Origin of the sequence: Streptomyces sp. NPDC050433 (assembly GCF_044458565.1) — a bacterium.
GTDB lineage: Bacteria > Actinomycetota > Actinomycetes > Streptomycetales > Streptomycetaceae > Streptomyces.
The window spans coordinates 55100-73525 of the sequence record NZ_JBITIB010000011.1 but is presented as its reverse complement, the minus strand read 5'-3'; the positions used below and the strand labels follow the sequence as shown (position 1 = coordinate 73525).

The following is an 18426-nucleotide window of genomic DNA, read 5'->3' as shown; positions in this document are numbered from 1 at the left end:
GTAAGGCGCATGAACGATCGAATGGTGTGGATCGACTGCGAGATGACCGGGCTCTCGCTGACGGACGACGCACTCATCGAGGTGGCCGCGCTGGTCACCGACTCGGAGCTGAACGTGCTCGGCGAAGGGGTCGACATCGTCGTACGTCCTCCGGACGCGGCGCTGAAGACCATGCCCGAGGTGGTACGGCAGATGCACACCGCCTCGGGCCTGCTCGACGAGCTGGCCGACGGCAGCACCCTGGCCGAGGCCGAGGAGCGGGTGCTGGCGTACGTACGCGAGCATGTCAGGGAGCCGGGGAAGGCGCCGCTGTGCGGAAACACGGTCGGCACCGACCGCGGCTTCCTGCTGCGGGACATGCCGGAGCTGGAGGGTTATCTCCACTACCGGATCGTCGACGTCTCGTCGATCAAGGAGCTGGCACGCCGCTGGTACCCGCGCGCCTACTTCAACAGCCCCGAGAAGGGCGGCAATCACCGGGCGCTGGCGGACATCCGTGAATCCATCGCGGAGCTGCGCTACTACCGCGAGGCGGTCTTCGTGCCGCAGCCCGGCCCGGACTCGGACACGGCGAAGACGATCGCGGCGAAGCACGTGCTGTGAGACACACGCCCCACAGGGCCCGCCATAACTCGTGAGCGAGCACCCTCGCGGACCCTGTACACTTTTTCTCGGCCGGTCGGGCACAGGATTGACCGGGCATGGTGGGTATAGCTCAGCTGGTAGAGCACCTGGTTGTGGTCCAGGATGTCGCGGGTTCAAGTCCCGTTACTCACCCTGAATGATCAAGGCCGGACCTGGAAGAACAGGTCCGGCCTTGGTCATGAAAGCCCCCGCCTCGTTGTTCGAGGTCGGGGGCTTCGGCGTCAGGGCTTGGCGAGGAGCTTGAGGGTCTTGCGGTCGGCCATGGCCTGGTAGCCGGCCGGGACGCCGTCGAGGTCGGTCGTGGCGTCGAAGACCTTCCCCGGCTCGATGGTGCCGTCGAGGATGTCGGGCATCAGTTCCTCGATGTAGGCGCGGACCGGTGCGGGGCCGCCCGCCAGGCGGAGGTTGGGGCCGAAGAGGCTGCCGAAGCCGATCGGTGCCGCCTCGTACTGCGGGACGCCGACGCGGCTGATGACGCCGCCAGGGCGGGTGATGCCGAGGGCCTGCTCGTAGGCGGGCATGTTCCCGACGGCTTCGAGGACCACGTGCGTGCCGTGTCCGCCGCTGAGTTCGCGGACCGCCTCGATGCCCTCCTCGCCCCTCGCGGAGACGACGTCGGTGGCGCCGAACTCGCGGCCGAGGTCGGTACGTTCCTGGTGGCGGCCCATCAGGATGATCTGTTCGGCGCCCAGCCGCCTGGCGGACAGCACCGCCAGCAGACCGACGGCGCCGTCACCGATCACGGTGACGCGCGTGCGCTCGTTCACGCCGCCCATCACGGCGGCGTGGTAGCCGGTGCCGAAGACGTCCGACAGCGTCAGCAGGGACGGGATGAGGGCGGAGTCCGCCGCGACGGGGAGCTTGACGAGGGTGCCGTCGGCCAGTGGCACACGGACGGCTTCCGACTGGCCGCCCTCTTCCGGCTCGCCGTCCCAGAAGCCCGCCTGCGGGTGGGCACAGGACGTGTGCAGGCCCTCGCGGCAGAACGCGCAGGTGTTGTCCGAGATGGCGAAGGGGGCGACGACGAGGTCCCCGCGCCTGAGGGTCGTCACCTCGGATCCGGTGTCCTCGACGACGCCGATGAACTCGTGTCCCATCCGCACGGGGCCGTCCGCGGGGGACATCGACGCGTACGGCCACAGGTCGCTGCCGCAGACGCAGGAGGCGGTGACGCGGACGAGGGCGTCGGTGGGGTGCTTGATGACGGAGTCCGGGACGTCCTGGACTCGGACGTCGCCGGCGCCGTACATGAGGGTCGCGCGCATGAGATGTTCTCCAAGGGGTCGTACCGTGCCGGATTGCCGCACGGCGGCGGTCGACCCCCACGGAACTCCCCTCGCCACGCATGGGGAAGGTCGCGTTTATGGGGGGTATAACCTCAACCTCCCTCGTCGGCGGCAGGTGGTTACCGTTGATGGCATGGACCAGCCACCCGACAACCGCACCGAGATCCGGGATTTCCTCGCCAGCAGACGCGCGAAGATCACCCCGGAGGAGGTCGGGCTGCCCACCAGCGGCCGGCGCCGGGTTCCGGGGCTACGGCGTGAGGAGGTCGCCGTCCTCGCGGGGGTGAGCACGGAGTGGTACACGCGGCTGGAGAAGGGCCACATCGGCGGGGTGTCCGAAGACGTCCTCGACGCGGTCGGCCGGGCGCTGCGACTGGACGACGACGAACGCACCTACCTGTTCGACCTGGCGCGGGCGGCCCGGCCCGCCCACCGTGCGCCGTCCCGCCGCAAGGATGTCGAGGCCCCGCCGCGTATCCAGTGGATGCTCGACTCCATGACGATGGCCGCCGCGTTCGTACGCAACGGACGTCAGGACATCGTCGCCGCGAACCCGCTGGCCCGCGCCCTGCACGCGCCGGTGTACGCGAGCGAGACCACCGACAAGCACGGCCGTGCCAACATCGCCCGCTACATCTTCCTGGATCCGGGCTCCCACGACTTCTTCGTCGACTGGGACGCCGCGGCCGTCGCCGCCGCCGCGCTCCTGCGCGCGGAGGCCGGGCGTGAACCCCACGACCGGGCCCTGCGCGAACTCGTCGGCGACCTGTCGACGCTCAGTCCCGAGTTCCGCCACCGGTGGGCCTCGCACGACATCCGGATCCGTCACGACGGCGTGAAGCGGCTGTGGCACCACGAGGTCGGCCGGCTGGAGCTGACCTATCACTCCCTGGACCTGCCGATGTCCCACCGGGCGGTGCACGACCTGACCATCTACATCGCCGAACCGGGCACCACCTCCGAAGACCGGCTCAGGCTCCTCGCCAGCCTGGCGGCCCCCCGGCCCGAGACGGCGGAGCCCACCCACGACTCCCACGACGCCGGCTGACTTCCTTGACACCTTCCCTGTGAGCGGGGACGCTCGACCACTGAGTGGGAGCGCTCCCATGTGGCCGATCATCGCGCTCACTCAGAACGGCCACCCGACCGTGCAGGTCGCGCTCACGGGTCTCGGCCGCGGCTGCATTCCCGACCAGTCGGTGATCATGGCCGGTGCCCTGCTCGGTACGCTTCCGCTGCTGCCGGCCTTCGTGATCTTCGGCAAGCACATCGTCGGTGGCATCATGACAGGCGCGGTCAAGGGCTGACCGCGCGTCTTCCCCGACCCGGAGCGCACCCATGTCCCTCAGCTTTCCGTCCGACTTCATATGGGGCACCGCCACCGCCGCCTACCAGATCGAGGGCGGCGCGCGGGAGATCGGCCGTACCCCGTCGATCTGGGACACCTTCAGCCACACACCGGGCAAGGTCGAGAACGGCGACACCGGTGACACCGCCGCCGACCACATCCACCGCCGGGCCGAGGACGTGCGCCTCATGGCGGACCTCGGGGTGAACGCGTACCGCTTCTCGGTCTCGTGGTCGCGCGTCCAGCCGATCGGGCGCGGCCCCGCCGTGCAGCGCGGTCTCGACTTCTACCGCAAGCTCGTCGACGACCTGCTGGAGCGCGGCATCCGGCCCGTCCTCACCCTCTACCACTGGGACCTTCCGCACGATCTGGAGATGGCGGGCGGCTGGCCGGTGCGCGAGACGGCGTTCAGGTTCGCTGAGTACGCGCGGATCCTCGGTGACGCGCTCGGCGACCGGGTCGACCGCTGGGTGACCCTCAACGAGCCCTGGTGCAGCGCCTTTCTGGGCTACGCCTCCGGTGTGCACGCGCCGGGCCGGACGGATCCGCTGCTCGCTCTGCGGGCCGCGCACCATCTCAACCTCGGCCACGGGCTGGCCACTCAGGCCCTGCGGACGGTGCTGCCCAGGCGCGCCCAGGTGACCGTCTGCCACAACGCCGCCCAGGTGCGGGCCCGTTCGCAGTCGCCGGAGGACCTGGACGCCCGGCGCCGTATCGACGCGCTGGCGAACCGGATCTTCACCGGGCCGATGCTGGCGGGCGCGTACCCCGACGACCTGGTCGAGGACACCGCGCGGATCACCGACTGGTCCTTTGCGCAGGCGGACGACACGGCGACGATCAACCAGCCGCTGGACTGGCTGGGCATCAACTACTACACGCCGCACCTGGTGTCGGCCTCGCCGGACACCGGCGCGGACACCGGGCGCCGCGACAGCCACGGCGCGGGCGAGAAGTCCCCCTGGCCCGGCGCCGAGTCCGTGACGTTCCATCAGCCGCCGGGCGAGGTCACGGAGATGGGCTGGTCGGTCGATCCGACCGGGCTGTACGACGTGCTGATGCGCTACACGCGCGAGGCGCCCGACGTGCCGTTGGTGATCACCGAGAACGGCGCGGCGTACGACGACAAGCCGGACGCGGAAGGCGTCGTGCACGACCCGGACCGGATCCGCTTCCTGCACGGTCATCTGTCGGCGGCGCACCGTGCGATGGCCGACGGGGCGGATGTACGTGGCTACTTCCTCTGGTCGCTGCTGGACAACTTCGAGTGGGAGCGGGGCTACGGCAAGCGCTTCGGCGCGGTGCACGTCGACTACGAGACGCAGGCGCGTACGCCGAAGTCCAGCGCCCGCTGGTACGCGCGGCTGACCGAGACGGGCGTGCTGCCCGACCCGCCGGAGTAGCAGCCTGTTCGTCGGGGCGCGTCCCGGCCGGGGGGGGGGTCGGTGGCCGGCCGGGACGCGGCGGGGTGGCGACCGGTGGGGGACGGCAGCCATGCGGTTCGTACGGTCTTCCGGCAAGCACGCTAGCCGCATCGGTCCGGACAAGTCACCGATAACGGGCGGGTGTTGGTGTTCTTGAGGCGCCCTTAAGGAACCGTTGGGAGCGGATTAATGCGCGGCCGGCCGACGGCGCGGCCGGTTCCCGCGGCGGCCTCCGGCCGACCGTGTGGAGCGCCTGCCGCCGAGCCCGATCCAGATCCGTACCTCCGTGCCGCCGAGCACGGAGCGCCCGATGCGTACGTCTCCGCCGGTCGACTCGGCGACCCGGCGCACGATGTCGAGCCCGAGCCCCGTCGAGCCGTCGCCGGCGCCGCTGTTGCCGCGTACGAGGGCCGCCTCGGGGTCCGCGATTCCGGGGCCCGCGTCGGAGACGAGGACGATCACGGCCTCCTCCGCGTGGTGGACGTCGACGGCGAAGCCGGTGCCCTCGGGGGTGTGCCGGAAGACGTTGCCGAGCAACGCGTCCAGGGCGGCGGCCAGTTCGGGCCTGGCGACCGGTATGCGCACCGGGCGGCCGACCCCGGCCAGCCGTACCTTCCGGCCCTCGTCCTCGGCCAGCGCCGACCAGAAGTCCATCCGCTCGCGGATGACTTCGGAGACGTCGCAGCCCACGCCGGGTGTCGTCGCACGGGTCTGCGGCTTGGCCCTCCGGGCCGTACGGATGATGGTGTCGACCTCGCGTTCCAGCTGCGCGACGGCCGCCCGCGTCTGGTCGGCGGCCGGACTCTCACCCAGCGAGGCGGCGTTGAGGCGCAGCACGGTGAGCGGGGTGCGCAGCCGGTGCGACAGGTCGGCGGCCAGTTCCCGTTCGTTGGCGAGGAGTTGGACCACCTGGTCGGCCATCGAGTTGAAGGCGACGGCCGCGGACCGCAGCTCGGGCGGGCCACTCGTAGGGACGCGGGCGCCGAGTCGGCCCTCGCCCAGGTCATGGGCGGCGCCCGCGAGCCGCTGGGCGGGCTGGACCATCCGTACGCCGAGGCGGTCGGCCACGGCGACCGAGCCCACGATCAGCGCGGTGCCCACGCCCGCGAGGACCAGCCAGGCGGTGGCGACGCCGTTGACGACCTCGTCCTCGGGGACGAACACCTCGATGATGGCGATCTTTCCGGTGGAGATCGCGATCGGCTGGAGGAGCGCGGACCCGCCGCTGACCTCGGCGATGGAGGCCCTGCCCAGCCGCTCGGTGGCGCGCAGGTCCCGCTGCGCGGCCCGGCGGGTGCCGATCTCCACGGGCACGCTGCCCGCCTCGCCGGAGGCCGGCACATGGACGGCGAGCTGTCCCGTGTCACCGATGGGGCTGGACCGGACGGCCCACTCCAGCTGATCGCGGCCCTGGGCGATGGAGAGCACGGGGCCGAGGGTCGCCGCCTGCCGTTCGGCGTTGGAGAAGGCCCGGTCCTTGGCCATCTCCTTGATGACGAGCGCGAGCGGGACGGCGAAGGCGAGCACGACCATCGCGGTGACCGCGAGCGAGACCCTGACCAGTGCCCATCTCATGACAGGGGCTCGCGCCCGCCGGGGCCGGAGGCCGACGCCCGAGGGACCGGCGGTTCCAGCTTCACTCCGACGCCGCGCAGGGTGTGCAGATAGCGGGGCCTGGCCGCCGTCTCGCCCAACTTCCTGCGCAGCCAGGACAGATGGACGTCGATGGTCTGGTCGTCGCCGTACGACTGCCGCCACACCTCGGCGAGCAGTTCCTTGCGCGCGACGACCACACCGGGCCGCCCGGCGAGGAAGGCGAGCAGGTCGAACTCACGCCGCGTCAGATCCAGTGGGGCGCCGTCGAGTTCGGCCTGGCGGCGCAGCGGGTCGATGGCGAGCCCGCCGACCCGGATGACGCGCGGGGGCGAGTCGGCGGCGGCGGTGGCGCGAGAGCGGCGCAGCACGGCGGCCATCCGGGCCGACAGATGCTCCACCGAGAACGGTTTGGTGAGGTAGTCGTCGGCGCCGTCGTTCAACAGCCGTACGATCTCCGCCTCGTCGTCCCGCGCCGTGGCGATGATCACCGGCACGTCCGTGATCCCGCGCAGCATCTTCAGCGCCTCCGCCCCGTCGAGATCGGGCAGTCCGAGATCGAGGATGACCACGTCGAAGCGGAAATGGGCGACCTCGCGCAGCGCTTCCAGGGCGGTACCGACGCTCCGTACGGTGTGGGAGGCATCGGTCAAGTGCCTGATGAGGGCGGAGCGTACGAACTGGTCGTCCTCGACCACGAGCACACTTGGCATGGGCGGCACCGTACGCCATCCGGACGCCCCGGCGTCCGCCGTTCGGCAACGCGGAGGGGATCTCGGCTCATAGGGACAACTGCCGTGCGGGTGGTGCAGTATGGCCCCGATGCGCAGAGGACTCGTACATGCCATGGCGTGGACGCTCGCGACAGGGGCGGCGGTCACGCTGTCGTGGTGGGGTGTGCGCACGGTCGTGGTGGGCACGGTGTACGACAGGCCGCGCGCGCTTCCGATCACCGGGGACAACACGACCACGCAGCAGGCCCGGCCGGAGTCGTCCTCGACCCACCGCCCGCCGAGCCCGCCGCCCTCGCCCCCGTCGTCGTCCCCGCGCCCTCCGTCCGCCGAGGCGACGGACGACAAGCCGTCGGCGACCGGACCCGCGAAATCGCCGACATCACCGGAATCGCCGGAGCGGAAGCCGCCTTCGGATCCGGGCGCGGACCCCGCCGCGAACAGCGACGTCAAGAGCTATCCGGTGGACGGCGGGCGGGTCGTCTTCGATCTCGGCGACGAAGCGGGCGAGTTGGTCTCGGCGACGCCGGAGGACGGCTGGCAGATGCAGGTGTGGAAGCAGGACTTCTGGATCCGGGTGACGTTCACTCGGGACGACCGGGAGATCTCGGTCTTCTGCACCTGGCACGACTCGGCGCCGCGGGTGCAGATCGACGAGCGGTAAGTCCCCGGCGGGTAAGGGCGTTCAGTCGAAGGAGCCGGCCGGCGGTTCGGGTGACGGCTTGGCGTTCGCGTCGGTGACGGGCGCCGCGCCGCCGGTGAAGTCCGTGAGCGAGCGCCCGTGTTCCACCCGCCCCGGATGTGGATCGCCGGCGACCCGGCGCGTCAGCTCGGCCACCGGCAACTCCCGTTCCGAGGCGAGGAGTACGGCGTTGCCGAAACGCCGGCCGCGCAGTACGGCGGGGTCGGCGGCGAGCGCCAGCTGCGGGAAGACGGTGGCGGCCGTGGCGATCTGGGAGCGCAGATGCGCGAGCGGGGGTCCGTCGGCGAGGTTGGCCGCGTAGCCACCGCCGGGCGTCAGCACCCGCCGTACGTCGGCGAGGAATTCGGTGCTGGTGAGATGCGCCGGGGTGCGGGCTCCGTCGAAGACGTCCGTGATCACCAGGTCCGCCCAGCCGTCGGGCACCTTGGCGAGCCCGGCCCGCGCGTCGATGGAGCGGACCCGGATCCGGGCGGCCGGGTCCAGCGGGAGTTGTCTGCGCACGAGTTGGACGAGGGGCGCGTCCAGTTCCACGATCTGCTGGGTGGACCGGGGGCGGGTCGCCGCGACGTAACGGGCGAGGGTGAAGGCGCCGCCGCCGAGGTGGACGACGTGCAGCGGCCGGCCGGCGGGCGCGACGAGGTCGATGAAGTGACCGAGTCTGCGCTGGTAGGCGAAGGTGAGATGGGCCGGGTCCGCGAGGTCGACATGCGACTGCGGGGCGCCGTCGATCAGCAGCGTCCAGGCGCGGGGGCGCTCGCGGTCGGGCACAAGTTCGGCGATGCCGCCGTCGACCGGCTCGGTGACGGTCTCGGGCCCGGAGCCCCCTCGGCCACGTCGCCTGTTCTTCGCCGCCGGATTCTTCGCCACGGGTCCATTATCCGCCCGCCGGCGTTCCTCCGCCGTCGCTCACCGTCCGCCGATGCCAGGTGCGCCAGACACCAGGCACCGGCTACCGGCGGCCGTCCGCCGCCTCGATCAGCCGGGCCGCCTCGCCCAGCGCCTCCCGCAGCACCGCCGGGTCCGTGACCTCGCCGGTGTCGTCGTCCGGCGGCAGCAGCCACGCACCGCCCGTGACGGGCGGCTCGGCCGGCACCCGCAGCCCCCGGCCGGCCGTCTCCGTACACGCGCTGCCGGGCATGTCCCAGCCCGCCGCCGTGCCGGGCGGCACCAGGAACCCGAGGTTGTCGCAGTTGCCGTCGAGGAGTACGGGCCCCACCGCCGGAGCCTCGCCCCCGCCACGGCGCAGGATGTCGACGGCCTCCAGCCCCTGGCGGGCCGGCACGGTCACCAGGTCGCAGGCGCCGCCGTCCCCGTCACAAGCGTCAACGGGCGGCAACTCGCCTGCCTCGGCGGCGGGCTTGTGCCGCACGGTCGTCCATGAGCCTTCACCGGTCCGCATACCGACCTCCAACTCCGAGAAGAGAACCCCTCCTCGTCGAGTGGAGACACGTGGCGCGTCTCCTCATGGTTCAACGCGCTTCGGCGTCAACAGCTACGGCAGGAGTCCGCCGCAAAGGATGGCAGTTCATGGCGGATCGTGGGTGAGATATCCGGTTTGTAGCCAAACCCTGCGTACGTAACTCGTCACAACCGGTACGTTCTTGGACGCCGGACCGCCGGACCGCCGGGTTGCCGGGGCTGCCGGGTTGCCGGGTTGCCGGAAACCCGGTTGCCGGATGAACCGGCAGGCACGACCAAGGTGTTCCAGGAGAGGTCTCGGCCATGGCGTCGATCCGGGCAGTTCCCAACCTCGTCTTCCGCCGGCTGCGAGGGCGCCGCTCGCCGGGGGAGTTCGCCGCGGCCGTACGCAGGTCCGCACGGGAGATCGGTGAACAAGTCGCGTGCGACGCACGGTATATCGGACGGGTGGAGGCCGGCGAGATCCGCTGTCCCAACTACGCGTACGAACGCGTCTTCCTCCATATGTTCCCCGGCCTCACCCTGGCCGATCTGGGCTTCTCGGCCCGCGAGAGCGTGCGCGGCCGGGCGTCCAGACCCACGGCCGACGCCTGCCCGGCGGCGCCGGCCCCCGTCCCGAACCCGACCCCGGTGTACAGCGACACCGGTGACACCAGCGAGGAGAGCGACGTGCTGCGTCGCGCATTCATGACGAACGGCCCGGCGTCGATGGCCGCGGCGGCCTCTCTCGGCCCCGGTCTCGGCCTCGGCCTCGGCGCCGCGCCCGCGCTCGCCGACGTGCCCGGCCCGCGGCGGGTGGGCGAGGCCGAGGTGGCCGCCCTGGAGGAGGCGGTACGCCGGATCCGGCTGCTGGACGACCGGCACGGCGCCGACGGCCTGTACCGGCGGGCGGCACGGCCGCTGCGGACCGCGTACGAGCTCCTCGACGCGGGCACCGTCCCCCACGGCGCGACGGCGGACCGGCTGCACGCGAGCGCGGGCGAACTGGCGATCTCGGTGGGCTGGCTGGCGCACGACTCGGGCCGGTTCGATGACGCGCGTTCGCACTACGCGGAGGCGCTCGCGACCGCACGGGTCGCCGGTGACGCGGGACTTGAGGCGCACGCGTTCTGCAACACGGCGTTCCTGGCGCGGGACGCGGGCAGACACCGTGAGGCGGTACGCGCGGCGCAGGCCGGCCGGCGCGCGGCACGGGACCTCGCGTCGCCGCGGCTTCTGTCGCTGCTCGCGCTCCGCGAGGCGGGCGGCTGGGCGGGGCTGGGGGACCGTACCGGCTGCGAGCAGGCGCTCGGGCAGGCCCACACGCTCTTCGAGCGCGGTGCGTCGGACGCCGATCCCGAGTGGATGTCCTTCTTCGGCGAGCCCGAGCTGGAGGCGCTGGAGGCGCAGTGCCGGGCGGCGCTGGGCGACTGGTCGGCGGCGGCCCGGCACGCGTACCGGGCCACGGTCCTCCAGGACCCGCACTTCACGCGCAATCTCGCGCTCTACCGGACCGAGTTGGCCACCGACCTGGCGCGCGCGGGCTTCCTCGACGAGGCCGCGGCGGCCGGGCACCGGGTGCTCGATCTGATGGACGAGGTCCAGTCGTCCCGTATCCAGGGAATACTCGCGGTCATGGTGCGGGTGCTGCTGCCGAGGCGGCGTACGGCGGAGGTGAGCGGGTTCCTGGACCGCCACGCGTCCGCGGCGGCGACGGCGCACCGGGCCTGACCCGGGGCTTCGCAGAACTGCCAACGCCGCGAAGTGTCGTGCCAGGCGTCGTTCGCCGCACGGGACTTCGGGGGCACGGCCAGGGGCCGACCCCACCCGGCCCCGTCAGCCCGCGAGGTGCCCCGTGTCGTTCCAGATGTCGATCGCGGGCGCCCCGTACGCCCAGCCCAGAACGGACAGGGACGTCGGCGCCAGCCGGATCCGGGACGCGAAGGACACGTCCTCGCCCAGCCAGCGCGCGCCGATCGAGCGCAGGATGTGGCCGTGCGCGAAGACCAGCACGTCGCGGTCGGCCGAGCGCGCCCAGTCCACGACCTCGTCGGCGCGCGCGGCGACTTCGGCCAGCGTCTCGCCGTCGGGGACGCCGTCGCGCCAGATGAACCAGCCCGGCCGTACCGACTGGATCTCGGCCGGGGTCATGCCCTCGTACGCGCCGTAGTCGAACTCCATCAGCGCGTCCCACGCCCGCGCCCGGCCGCCGAACCCGGCGAGTTCACAGGTGTCGCTCGCGCGCACCAGCGGGCTGGTGCGGATCTCCGCGTCGGGCAGGCCCGACCACGGTTCGCGGTGCAGCCGCTCCCCCAGCAGCTTGGCGCCGCGCTTGCCCTCGTCGAGCAGAGGGACATCCGTCCTGCCGGTGTGCCTGCCGGACAGCGACCACGCCGTCTGGCCGTGCCGGGCGAGGAGGATGCGCGATGCCATGGAAGCTCTCCCTGAGGTTCACAGAAGGTGCCGTCCCATCATCCCGCACCTGAACGGATGGCAACCTCCGGGACGATCTCGGCGTCCCCAACAGAAGCCGACGGTCCGTGCACGGGGGTTGCGTTGACGCATGTGGGTTCGCAGGGGACCCGTCGCATGCGCGCGATCACCTACACCGTACGGTTGAACGTCGGCGGAAGGCCGCGTAAGCAGATGAGGGAGAGCGTTCCGGATGCCGCAGACCGCCCGTGCGCGCACCGTCCACCGGCCCCGTTGGTGGGCCGAACTGCTGCTCCTGGTGGTGGTTTACGCGGCGTACTCGGCCGGCCGGCTGCTGGCGCGCGGTGATGTGTCGACGGCCGTCGACCACGGGCTGGCGATCCTGCGAATAGAGAAGGCGTTCTTCCTGAACGCCGAACATCCTCTCAACCGGCTTTTCACCAGCACCCCGGCCATCGGCATACCCGCCGACTTCGCGTACGCCTCGCTGCACTACGTCGTCACCCCGGCGATTCTGATCTGGATCTTCCGCCGCCGCCCCGCGCACTACCGGGCGGCCCGCACCTGGCTGATGCTCTCCACCCTGCTCGGCCTGGTCGGCTTCACCCTCCTACCGACGTGCCCGCCCCGGCTGCTCGACGCCGGTTACGGGTTCGTCGACACGATGGCGCAGTACAGCTCGTACGGCTGGTGGGGCGCCGAGGCGAGCGCGCCGCGCGGGCTCGGCGGGATGACCAACCAGTACGCCGCGATGCCGAGCCTGCATGTCGGCTGGGCGGTGTGGTGCGGGGTGCTGCTGTGGCGGTACGGCAGGACGCCGCTGCTGCGGGCCCTCGGGGTCGTCTATCCGCTGCTCACCGTGGTCGTGGTGATGGGCACCGCGAACCACTACTTCCTCGACGCGGTCGCCGGCGCCGCCGTGATGGGGGCGGGCGCGCTCCTGACGGGTCCCGCGCTGCGGGCCGCCGACCGGAGCTGGGCGCGCGCGGCCGACCGGTACGCGTTCGTGGCCGGGTTCGCGGCGGCGCGGGTGACTGTGCCGGTGCCCGACGTGGGGTCCGCACCGGCGCGCGAGCCCGTCGCGGTCGCGAAGACTTCCGCCAACTCCCCGTTCAAACCTCCGATTGTCAGTGACGGATGCGAGACTTCCGCGGGTGAGCGATTCCCCGGGCAGCGCACCCGCACCAACAGCAGCACCGGCCACCCCAGTGGTACCGGAGCCGCGACCGACGACGCTCCGGCAGCGGCTCGCTGAGCTGCGCGGACCGGACGTCGCGCCTCATCCGCTGGACGCCCGCGCGCTGGCCGCCCTCGCCGCCAATCCGGGCTGCGGGCGCCGTGCGCTGCTGGACGGCGCCGGGGTCGACAAGACGGCGCTCGCGGCGGCGCTCGGCTCTCCCGCCCCGTTCGGGCAGTCGCAGTTCGCTTTCATGCGGGGCAACGCCTTCGAGGCACGCGTCAAGGCCGACGGCGGCACGGAGTTGATGCGGCTGCTGCACGAGCGCATGGGCGCGGGGTCGCCGCCGCCGGTGCCCGGCGAGGTGCTGGTCCCCGACCTGGCGGCGGCCGGCCCCGAGGGCCGCGCCGCGCGGACGGCGCTGGCGCTGCGCGAGGCGACCGGCGCCGAGGCGAAGCCCGGTGCCTCCGGCGCGTGGACACTTCTGGTGCACCCGCTGCTCGCGCTGGAGGTCGCGGGCTCGCCCGCCTATCTGGAGCCGGACGCCGTGGTGGTCCATCCGGACGGCCGGTGGACGGTCGTGGAGATCAAGTCCTTCCCGATGATCGACAGTTCGGCCGACCCGTCGAAGGTGGGCGCCGCCGCGCGGCAGGCCGCCGTGTACGTGCTGGCGCTGGAGCGGGTCGCCGCGCGGGTGACCGGCGCCCGGGTGGACCACTCGGTGCTGCTGGTCTGCCCCAGGGACTTCTCCAACCTGCCGACCGCCTCGGTCGTGGACGTACGCAAGCAACTGTCGGTGACCCGGCGGCAGCTGACCCGGCTCACCCGGATCGAGGACATCGCGGCGACCCTGCCCGAGGGCACCAGCTTCGACCTGGAGCGGTGCTCGGCGGCGGAGCTGACGGCGGCGGTCGACTCGGTGACGGCGGCGTACGCGCCGGAGTGCCTGGCCGCATGCGAGCTGGCCTTCCACTGCCGCGGCCGGGCCCGCTCGGCGGGGGCCGTGGAGACGCTGGGGCGGGGTGTACGGGGCGAGTTGGGCGGCCTGACGACGGTCGGCGCGGTGCTGGCGGCGGCGCGCGGCGAGAGCGCGCCGGGGACGGCCGACGACGACCCGACGGTCGTGGCGCTGCGCAGGGCCGCCGCGCTGCGCGCGGAGGCGCTGGAGCCGGCCACCGCTCCGGCGCGCCACGCGGAAGGCGTGGTCGCCTGATGTCGCTGATCAGCACCCTCGCCCGGCTGGAGGCGGTGGAGAGCGGGCGCGCACAGCCGCTGGCCACCGTGTGCCACCGGCGGCTGTCGGACCGCCCGCTGGTGTTCGTACCGCTCACGACGGCCGGTGAGGCCGGTGCCCCGCTCGGCGCGCTCGTCGGCACGGACCGGGAGGCGCCCCGGCTGCTGACCGTGGCGCAGCCGCGCGACCGCGATCTGCGCTTCGCCTTCCTCGCCTATCTGGCGGAGGCGGTGCTGCCGCACCTGGACGCGTACGCGGACGACGTGGAGCTTGCCGAACGGAGCGAGACCGACCCGGAGACGGGCAAGCGCGTCAAGGTCGAGGTCGATCTGTGCCTGGACGCACCGCAGTTGATCGTGCCGAACCGGCCGGGTGTCGACTTCGTACGCCTGCTGGGGCGTTCGATGCGCTTCCGGCGTACGGCGGAGCAGGACCCGGACACGCCGTATCCGGCGCCCGCGCGGGTGCCGCTGCTGGGCCGCTGGCTGACGCACTACGGCGAGCGGGCGCGGGTGCCGGGTTCGTCGCTGCTACTGGCGGCGACGGACTTGCTGAACAGGCACTGGGCTACGGGGCAGTCGAACGTGGAGGACCAGCATCTGGGGGCGCTGCTGGCCTGGATCGACCCGCCGGACGGCGAATCCGGCCGGGACGCGGCGCTGCGCGCGGAGACGGACCGGGACCGCCGTGGGCAGTTGCTGTGCCCGCCGGCCGGTCCGGCGACGGACCCGGCGTTCGACAACAGGCTGCTGGCGCCGGCGATCGACGAGTACGACCGGGCGCGTCAGTCGCTCGGCGCCGCCGAGGACGGTCTCGGCGCGGACGAGCAGTTGGGCCGGCTGACCAGGGCCGAGCGGGAGATCCGGACGCTGCTGGAGAGCCAGTTGCGGCCGACGTGGGACGCGGTGTGGCGCGGGCTCGACCTGCTGCGGGAGCTGCCGCCGGGGGCGCGGGTCGCCGACCGGTGGACGCGCGACCGCTGGTCCTTCACCGGGCACCGCGACCGGGTGCGGTCGGGCGAACCGCCGCAGCCGCGGCACGACGACGCGGTGACGGCGGCGCAGAAGCTGGCCTCACGGGAGACGGCGCAGGCGCAGTTGGAGGCGCAGGAGGCGTTGGACGACCCGCTGGTGCTGGCGGGGCGCAGACTGTCGGGCGAGGCGTTCATCGGGGAGGTGACGGACGTGGTGATGGCCTACAGCGAGAGCAAGCGCCCGAGTCCGCGCCCTCTGATCACGCTGTACAGCGAGGACCGCCCGCAGCTCGGCGAGCGCGTGAAGGTCTACCGCTCGCTGGACGGCAAGCCGCAGTCGGCCGAGTTCGTGGGCTGGGAACCAGACGGGCACGACGGGGACGGAACGCTGGTGCTGCGGCTGACGGACCGGATGGGCCGGGGCAAGGAGCCGGCGGAGGGGTCGCTCCCGGAGAAGGGCGACCGGATCGCGTGGACCCTGTTCGAACACGACCAGCGCGGCGGCCCGAAGCTGCCGTCGACGGAGGAGACGCCGTGGACGCACGGGGGGCCGCCGGCGGTGGGACCTGATGCCGGTGCGGGTGAGTCCGGGGCACCCGGCCCCGTCCCCGGAGCCGTACACACTCCCGTCCCCCTCCCCGACCCGGTGACCGAAGAGGACTTCCTGTGACCGCGACCAGCTCCACCACCGCGTCCGATCGGGCCGGTTTCGATCCTGGTGCCGAGGCCGCGCGGGCCACGGACGCGATCCTGTACGACACGCTGTACGGCGCGTACCGGGGCGTGGTCGTCGACTCGCCGCCCGGCGCCGGGAAGTCGACGCTCGTGGTGCGGGCCGCGCTCGAACTGGCCACGGCGGGGCGGCCGTTGATGGTCGTCGCGCAGACCAACGCCCAGGTGGACGACCTCGTCACCCGGCTCGCCGAGAAGGCCCCCGACCTGCCGGTGGGCCGGCTGCACAGCAACGACCCGGATCCGTACGACCCGTCGCTCAACGAGCTCGCCTCCGTACGGAAGTCGGCGAAGGCGGCCGATCTCGCGGGCCTCGACGTCGTCGTGTCGACCGCCGCCAAGTGGGCGCATGTGCAGGGCGTGGAGCCGTGGCGGCACGCGATCGTGGACGAGGCGTACCAGATGCGTTCGGACGCGCTGCTCGCCGTCGCCGGCCTCTTCGAACGGGCGCTGTTCGTGGGCGATCCGGGCCAGTTGGACCCGTTCAGCGTGGTCGGCGCCGACCAGTGGGCGGGGCTGAGCTACGACCCGTCGGCGAGCGCGGTCGCCACGCTCCTCGCGCACAACCCCGAACTGCCGCAGCACCGGCTCCCGGTGTCGTGGCGGCTGCCGGCGTCGGCCGCGCCGCTGGTGTCGGACGCGTTCTACCCGTACACGCCGTTCCGCAGCGGTACGGGCCCCGCGGACCGTCGGCTCACCTTCGCCGTCCCGTCCGACGGGTCGGGCCCGGACCGGGTGGTGGACGAGGCGGCGGCGTCCGGCTGGGGCCTGCTGGAGCTGCCCGCGCGGCGTACGCCCCGTACGGACCCGGAGGCGGTACGGGCGGTGGCCCTGGTGGTCCGCCGGCTGCTGGACCGGGGCGGTGCGACGGTGGGCGAGCGCGGCCCGGACGCGGCGCCGCTGACGGCCGACCGCGTCGCCGTCGGCACGGCCCACCGGGACCAGGCGGCGGCGGTCCGCGCGGCCCTCGCGGAGCTGGGGGTGACGGGCGTGGCGGTGGACACGGCGAACCGGCTCCAGGGCCGGGAGTTCGACGTCACGGTCGTCCTGCATCCGCTCTCCGGCCGCCCGGACGCGACGGCGTTCCACCTGGAGACGGGCCGCCTGTGCGTGCTCACCTCCCGCCACCGGCACGCCTGCATCGTGATCTGCCGCGCGGGCGTCCCGGAACTGCTGGACGAACACCCGTCGACGGAGCCGGTGCAGCTGGGAGTCACGATCAAGTTCCCTGATGGGTGGGAGGCGAACCACGCGGTGCTCTCGCACCTGTCGGAACACCGCGTGTCCTGGCAGCCCTGAGGCCCACTTGCGCGAGGCGGGACAATGGACGGTGGCCGGAGCGGCACAGAGGGGCTCACAGACGCCCGCACGAGGAGCAGCAGGAGGACCACATGGCGGAATCCGAGTCGAGTCGGCGACGGCTGCGGCCCGCCCCGCTGCTGTTCGAGCCGTCGGACGCGGCCTCCGATCCGGAGCACTTCTTCGACCTGGAGTCGATCGACGATCCGGGCGCGCTCCTGGACCGGGCCACCGAGCTGACGCTCGCGTTCCGCGCGGCCACCGACCGTGCCGTGGAGTTCCAGGCCCTCGCCGCCGCGCAGCTCGCCGATCCCCGGCGGTTCGACCGGCTCACGCCCGCGGACATCGCCGAGCGGGCGGAGTGGACCGAGGACTACGCCAAGAAGATGGTCGAGTTCGGCCGCGATCTGCTGCGGCACGGGCGCACGCCCGGAGAGTGACAGGGCACGTTTTTCCGGCCAGCCGCCCTGGCATATGCCGACGCGCAGGTTACGCCCTCCCGCACCACCCTGTCCCGATTTCCCGCAACTCCCCGGAATGGGTTAGTTACTCCAGGTAGACGTAGTCGTCATGAGCGGATGGCTGCGAGATGAATCCCCCCTGAGTCCGGGCGCCGACGACGAGCGCCGCACCGACATCGTCAACTATCTCCGCGAGGAGGGGAGCCACCACGCCGCGCAGGTCACCGCCGCCGGTGCCGGATGGCTGGCCTCCGCAGAGCCGTACCCCCGCTCCACGCTCTCCCTCTGGGAAGCCAGGCCGACCGCCCCCGGTGTGCTGCCCTGCGGCGGCGTCTTCGATGTCGTGAACGTGCCCACGATCTTCGGCCGGCGCATGCTCGACCGGCTCTGGTCCGAGGGTCCCGGCTCCGGGCCGGTCGCCACCAACCGGGGGCGGATGATGCTGTTCGCGGCGCCCGGCACCGCCCAGCGGCTGCCGTCACTGCTGTCCTGGGAGGAGTGGGGACGCTCGACCCCTGAGGGTGCCGCGCCCGCCGTCCCGCCGCTGCTCTGCCATGGCTCCGGCGACGCTGTGACCGTCCCGCCGCTGGTCCCCGGCAGCGGTGCGGCGCCGCGCTGGGTGGTGGCCCCGGACACCCGTCATCCGTGGCTGCCGGGCCCCGAGGTGCTGCTGTGGGCGTGTGTACGGGCCGGCCGTCCCACCGTGCGGACCGCGGTCACCCGCCCCCGGACCGAGGCGGCGACGAGCCTGCCGGGTACCTGCCCCTGAGCAGCGCACGAGCGGCTTCCGGGGCCTGTCATATCGATTTTTCTTCGCACCGATCCTGGTGCTAAGGTCTACGACGTCAGCAGGCGCCGCTAGCTCAGTTGGTTAGAGCAGCTGACTCTTAATCAGCGGGTCCGGGGTTCGAGTCCCTGGCGGCGCACAGACAGCGAAAGCCCCTCGTGAGAGCGAGGGGCTTTTTCGTGCGCCCCCGCCCCCGCATACG

16 protein-coding genes, 2 tRNA genes and 2 pseudogenes are annotated in these 18426 nt (G+C 72.6%); 14 read left to right on the top strand and 6 right to left on the bottom strand.

Annotated features, from left to right (window positions below):
* Positions 1–9 precede the first annotated feature (9 nt).
* Together orn and ACIBLA_RS15585 are read left to right on the top strand one after the other, a co-directional pair.
* The gene (orn, locus tag ACIBLA_RS15590) at positions 10–603 is read left to right on the top strand and encodes an oligoribonuclease (RefSeq protein ID WP_399198889.1); all 594 of its coding nucleotides are present in this window, start codon (positions 10–12) and stop codon (positions 601–603) included.
* Between the two features lie 101 nt (positions 604–704).
* Positions 705–777, top strand: a tRNA-His gene (locus ACIBLA_RS15585).
* 89 nt (positions 778–866) lie between these two features.
* Here the strand turns inward: ACIBLA_RS15585 and ACIBLA_RS15580 are convergent.
* Positions 867–1910, bottom strand: coding sequence for a zinc-binding dehydrogenase (locus ACIBLA_RS15580; RefSeq protein ID WP_363244066.1), 1044 nt, complete (start codon positions 1908–1910; stop codon positions 867–869).
* 154 nt (positions 1911–2064) lie between these two features.
* On the opposite strand from ACIBLA_RS15580, the gene ACIBLA_RS15575 reads away from it, so the two are divergent.
* From ACIBLA_RS15575 to ACIBLA_RS15565, 3 genes and pseudogenes are all read left to right on the top strand, one after another.
* On the top strand, positions 2065–2979 hold the full coding sequence (locus tag ACIBLA_RS15575; RefSeq protein WP_363244067.1) for a helix-turn-helix transcriptional regulator: 915 nt from the start codon (positions 2065–2067) through the stop codon (positions 2977–2979).
* A 61-nt stretch (positions 2980–3040) separates the two neighbouring features.
* Positions 3041–3238, top strand: a pseudogene (locus ACIBLA_RS15570) (carbohydrate ABC transporter permease); the annotation flags it as partial.
* A 31-nt stretch (positions 3239–3269) separates the two neighbouring features.
* Complete coding sequence (locus ACIBLA_RS15565) at positions 3270–4682, top strand: GH1 family beta-glucosidase (RefSeq protein WP_363244068.1); 1413 nt, start codon at positions 3270–3272, stop codon at positions 4680–4682.
* A 207-nt stretch (positions 4683–4889) separates the two neighbouring features.
* Here ACIBLA_RS15565 and ACIBLA_RS15560 read toward each other — a convergent pair whose 3' ends face one another.
* On the bottom strand, positions 4890–6278 hold the full coding sequence (locus tag ACIBLA_RS15560; protein WP_399198888.1) for a sensor histidine kinase: 1389 nt from the start codon (positions 6276–6278) through the stop codon (positions 4890–4892).
* The gene (locus ACIBLA_RS15555; protein WP_363244070.1) at positions 6275–7009 is read right to left on the bottom strand and encodes a response regulator transcription factor; all 735 of its coding nucleotides are present in this window, start codon (positions 7007–7009) and stop codon (positions 6275–6277) included. The genes ACIBLA_RS15560 and ACIBLA_RS15555 overlap by 4 nt, the downstream gene beginning before the upstream one ends.
* A 100-nt stretch (positions 7010–7109) precedes the next feature.
* On the opposite strand from ACIBLA_RS15555, the gene ACIBLA_RS15550 reads away from it, so the two are divergent.
* Positions 7110–7691, top strand: coding sequence for a hypothetical protein (locus ACIBLA_RS15550; protein ID WP_363244071.1), 582 nt, complete (start codon positions 7110–7112; stop codon positions 7689–7691).
* 21 nt (positions 7692–7712) lie between these two features.
* On the opposite strand, the gene ACIBLA_RS15545 is transcribed toward ACIBLA_RS15550, so the two are convergent.
* Both ACIBLA_RS15545 and ACIBLA_RS15540 read right to left on the bottom strand, forming a co-directional pair.
* Positions 7713–8597 (bottom strand): spermidine synthase, encoded by an 885-nt coding sequence (locus tag ACIBLA_RS15545; protein ID WP_399198887.1) that lies wholly within the window; start codon positions 8595–8597, stop codon positions 7713–7715.
* Between the two features lie 82 nt (positions 8598–8679).
* A complete protein-coding gene (locus ACIBLA_RS15540) occupies positions 8680–9129 on the bottom strand; it encodes a hypothetical protein (protein WP_363244073.1) in 450 nt (149 codons plus the stop codon).
* A gap of 323 nt (positions 9130–9452) precedes the next feature.
* On the opposite strand from ACIBLA_RS15540, the gene ACIBLA_RS15535 reads away from it, so the two are divergent.
* On the top strand, positions 9453–10859 hold the full coding sequence (locus ACIBLA_RS15535) for a tetratricopeptide repeat protein (RefSeq protein WP_399198886.1): 1407 nt from the start codon (positions 9453–9455) through the stop codon (positions 10857–10859).
* A 105-nt stretch (positions 10860–10964) separates the two neighbouring features.
* Here ACIBLA_RS15535 and ACIBLA_RS15530 read toward each other — a convergent pair whose 3' ends face one another.
* Positions 10965–11561: a histidine phosphatase family protein gene (locus ACIBLA_RS15530; RefSeq protein WP_363244075.1), complete on the bottom strand. Its 597-nt coding sequence runs from the start codon at positions 11559–11561 to the stop codon at positions 10965–10967.
* 232 nt (positions 11562–11793) lie between these two features.
* Between ACIBLA_RS15530 and ACIBLA_RS15525 the strand changes: the two genes are divergently transcribed.
* From ACIBLA_RS15525 to ACIBLA_RS15495, 7 genes and pseudogenes are all read left to right on the top strand, one after another.
* Positions 11794–12816 (top strand): phosphatase PAP2 family protein, encoded by a 1023-nt coding sequence (locus ACIBLA_RS15525; RefSeq protein WP_363244076.1) that lies wholly within the window; start codon positions 11794–11796, stop codon positions 12814–12816.
* Positions 12716–13951: a hypothetical protein gene (locus ACIBLA_RS15520; RefSeq protein ID WP_399198885.1), complete on the top strand. Its 1236-nt coding sequence runs from the start codon at positions 12716–12718 to the stop codon at positions 13949–13951. Before ACIBLA_RS15525 ends, ACIBLA_RS15520 begins: the two co-directional genes overlap by 101 nt.
* Positions 13951–15615, top strand: a complete 1665-nt coding sequence (locus ACIBLA_RS15515; RefSeq protein WP_399198884.1) for a hypothetical protein — start codon at positions 13951–13953, stop codon at positions 15613–15615. The genes ACIBLA_RS15520 and ACIBLA_RS15515 overlap by 1 nt, the downstream gene beginning before the upstream one ends.
* Positions 15612–16976 (top strand): AAA domain-containing protein, encoded by a 1365-nt coding sequence (locus ACIBLA_RS15510; RefSeq protein WP_399198883.1) that lies wholly within the window; start codon positions 15612–15614, stop codon positions 16974–16976. Before ACIBLA_RS15515 ends, ACIBLA_RS15510 begins: the two co-directional genes overlap by 4 nt.
* 92 nt (positions 16977–17068) lie before the next feature.
* Positions 17069–17416: a hypothetical protein gene (locus ACIBLA_RS15505; protein WP_363244080.1), complete on the top strand. Its 348-nt coding sequence runs from the start codon at positions 17069–17071 to the stop codon at positions 17414–17416.
* A gap of 130 nt (positions 17417–17546) precedes the next feature.
* A pseudogene (locus tag ACIBLA_RS15500) lies at positions 17547–18299 on the top strand (bifunctional DNA primase/polymerase).
* Positions 18290–18363: transfer RNA gene (locus ACIBLA_RS15495), tRNA-Lys, on the top strand. The pseudogene ACIBLA_RS15500 and the gene ACIBLA_RS15495 overlap by 10 nt, the downstream one beginning before the upstream one ends.
* Positions 18364–18426: the final 63 nt, after the last annotated feature.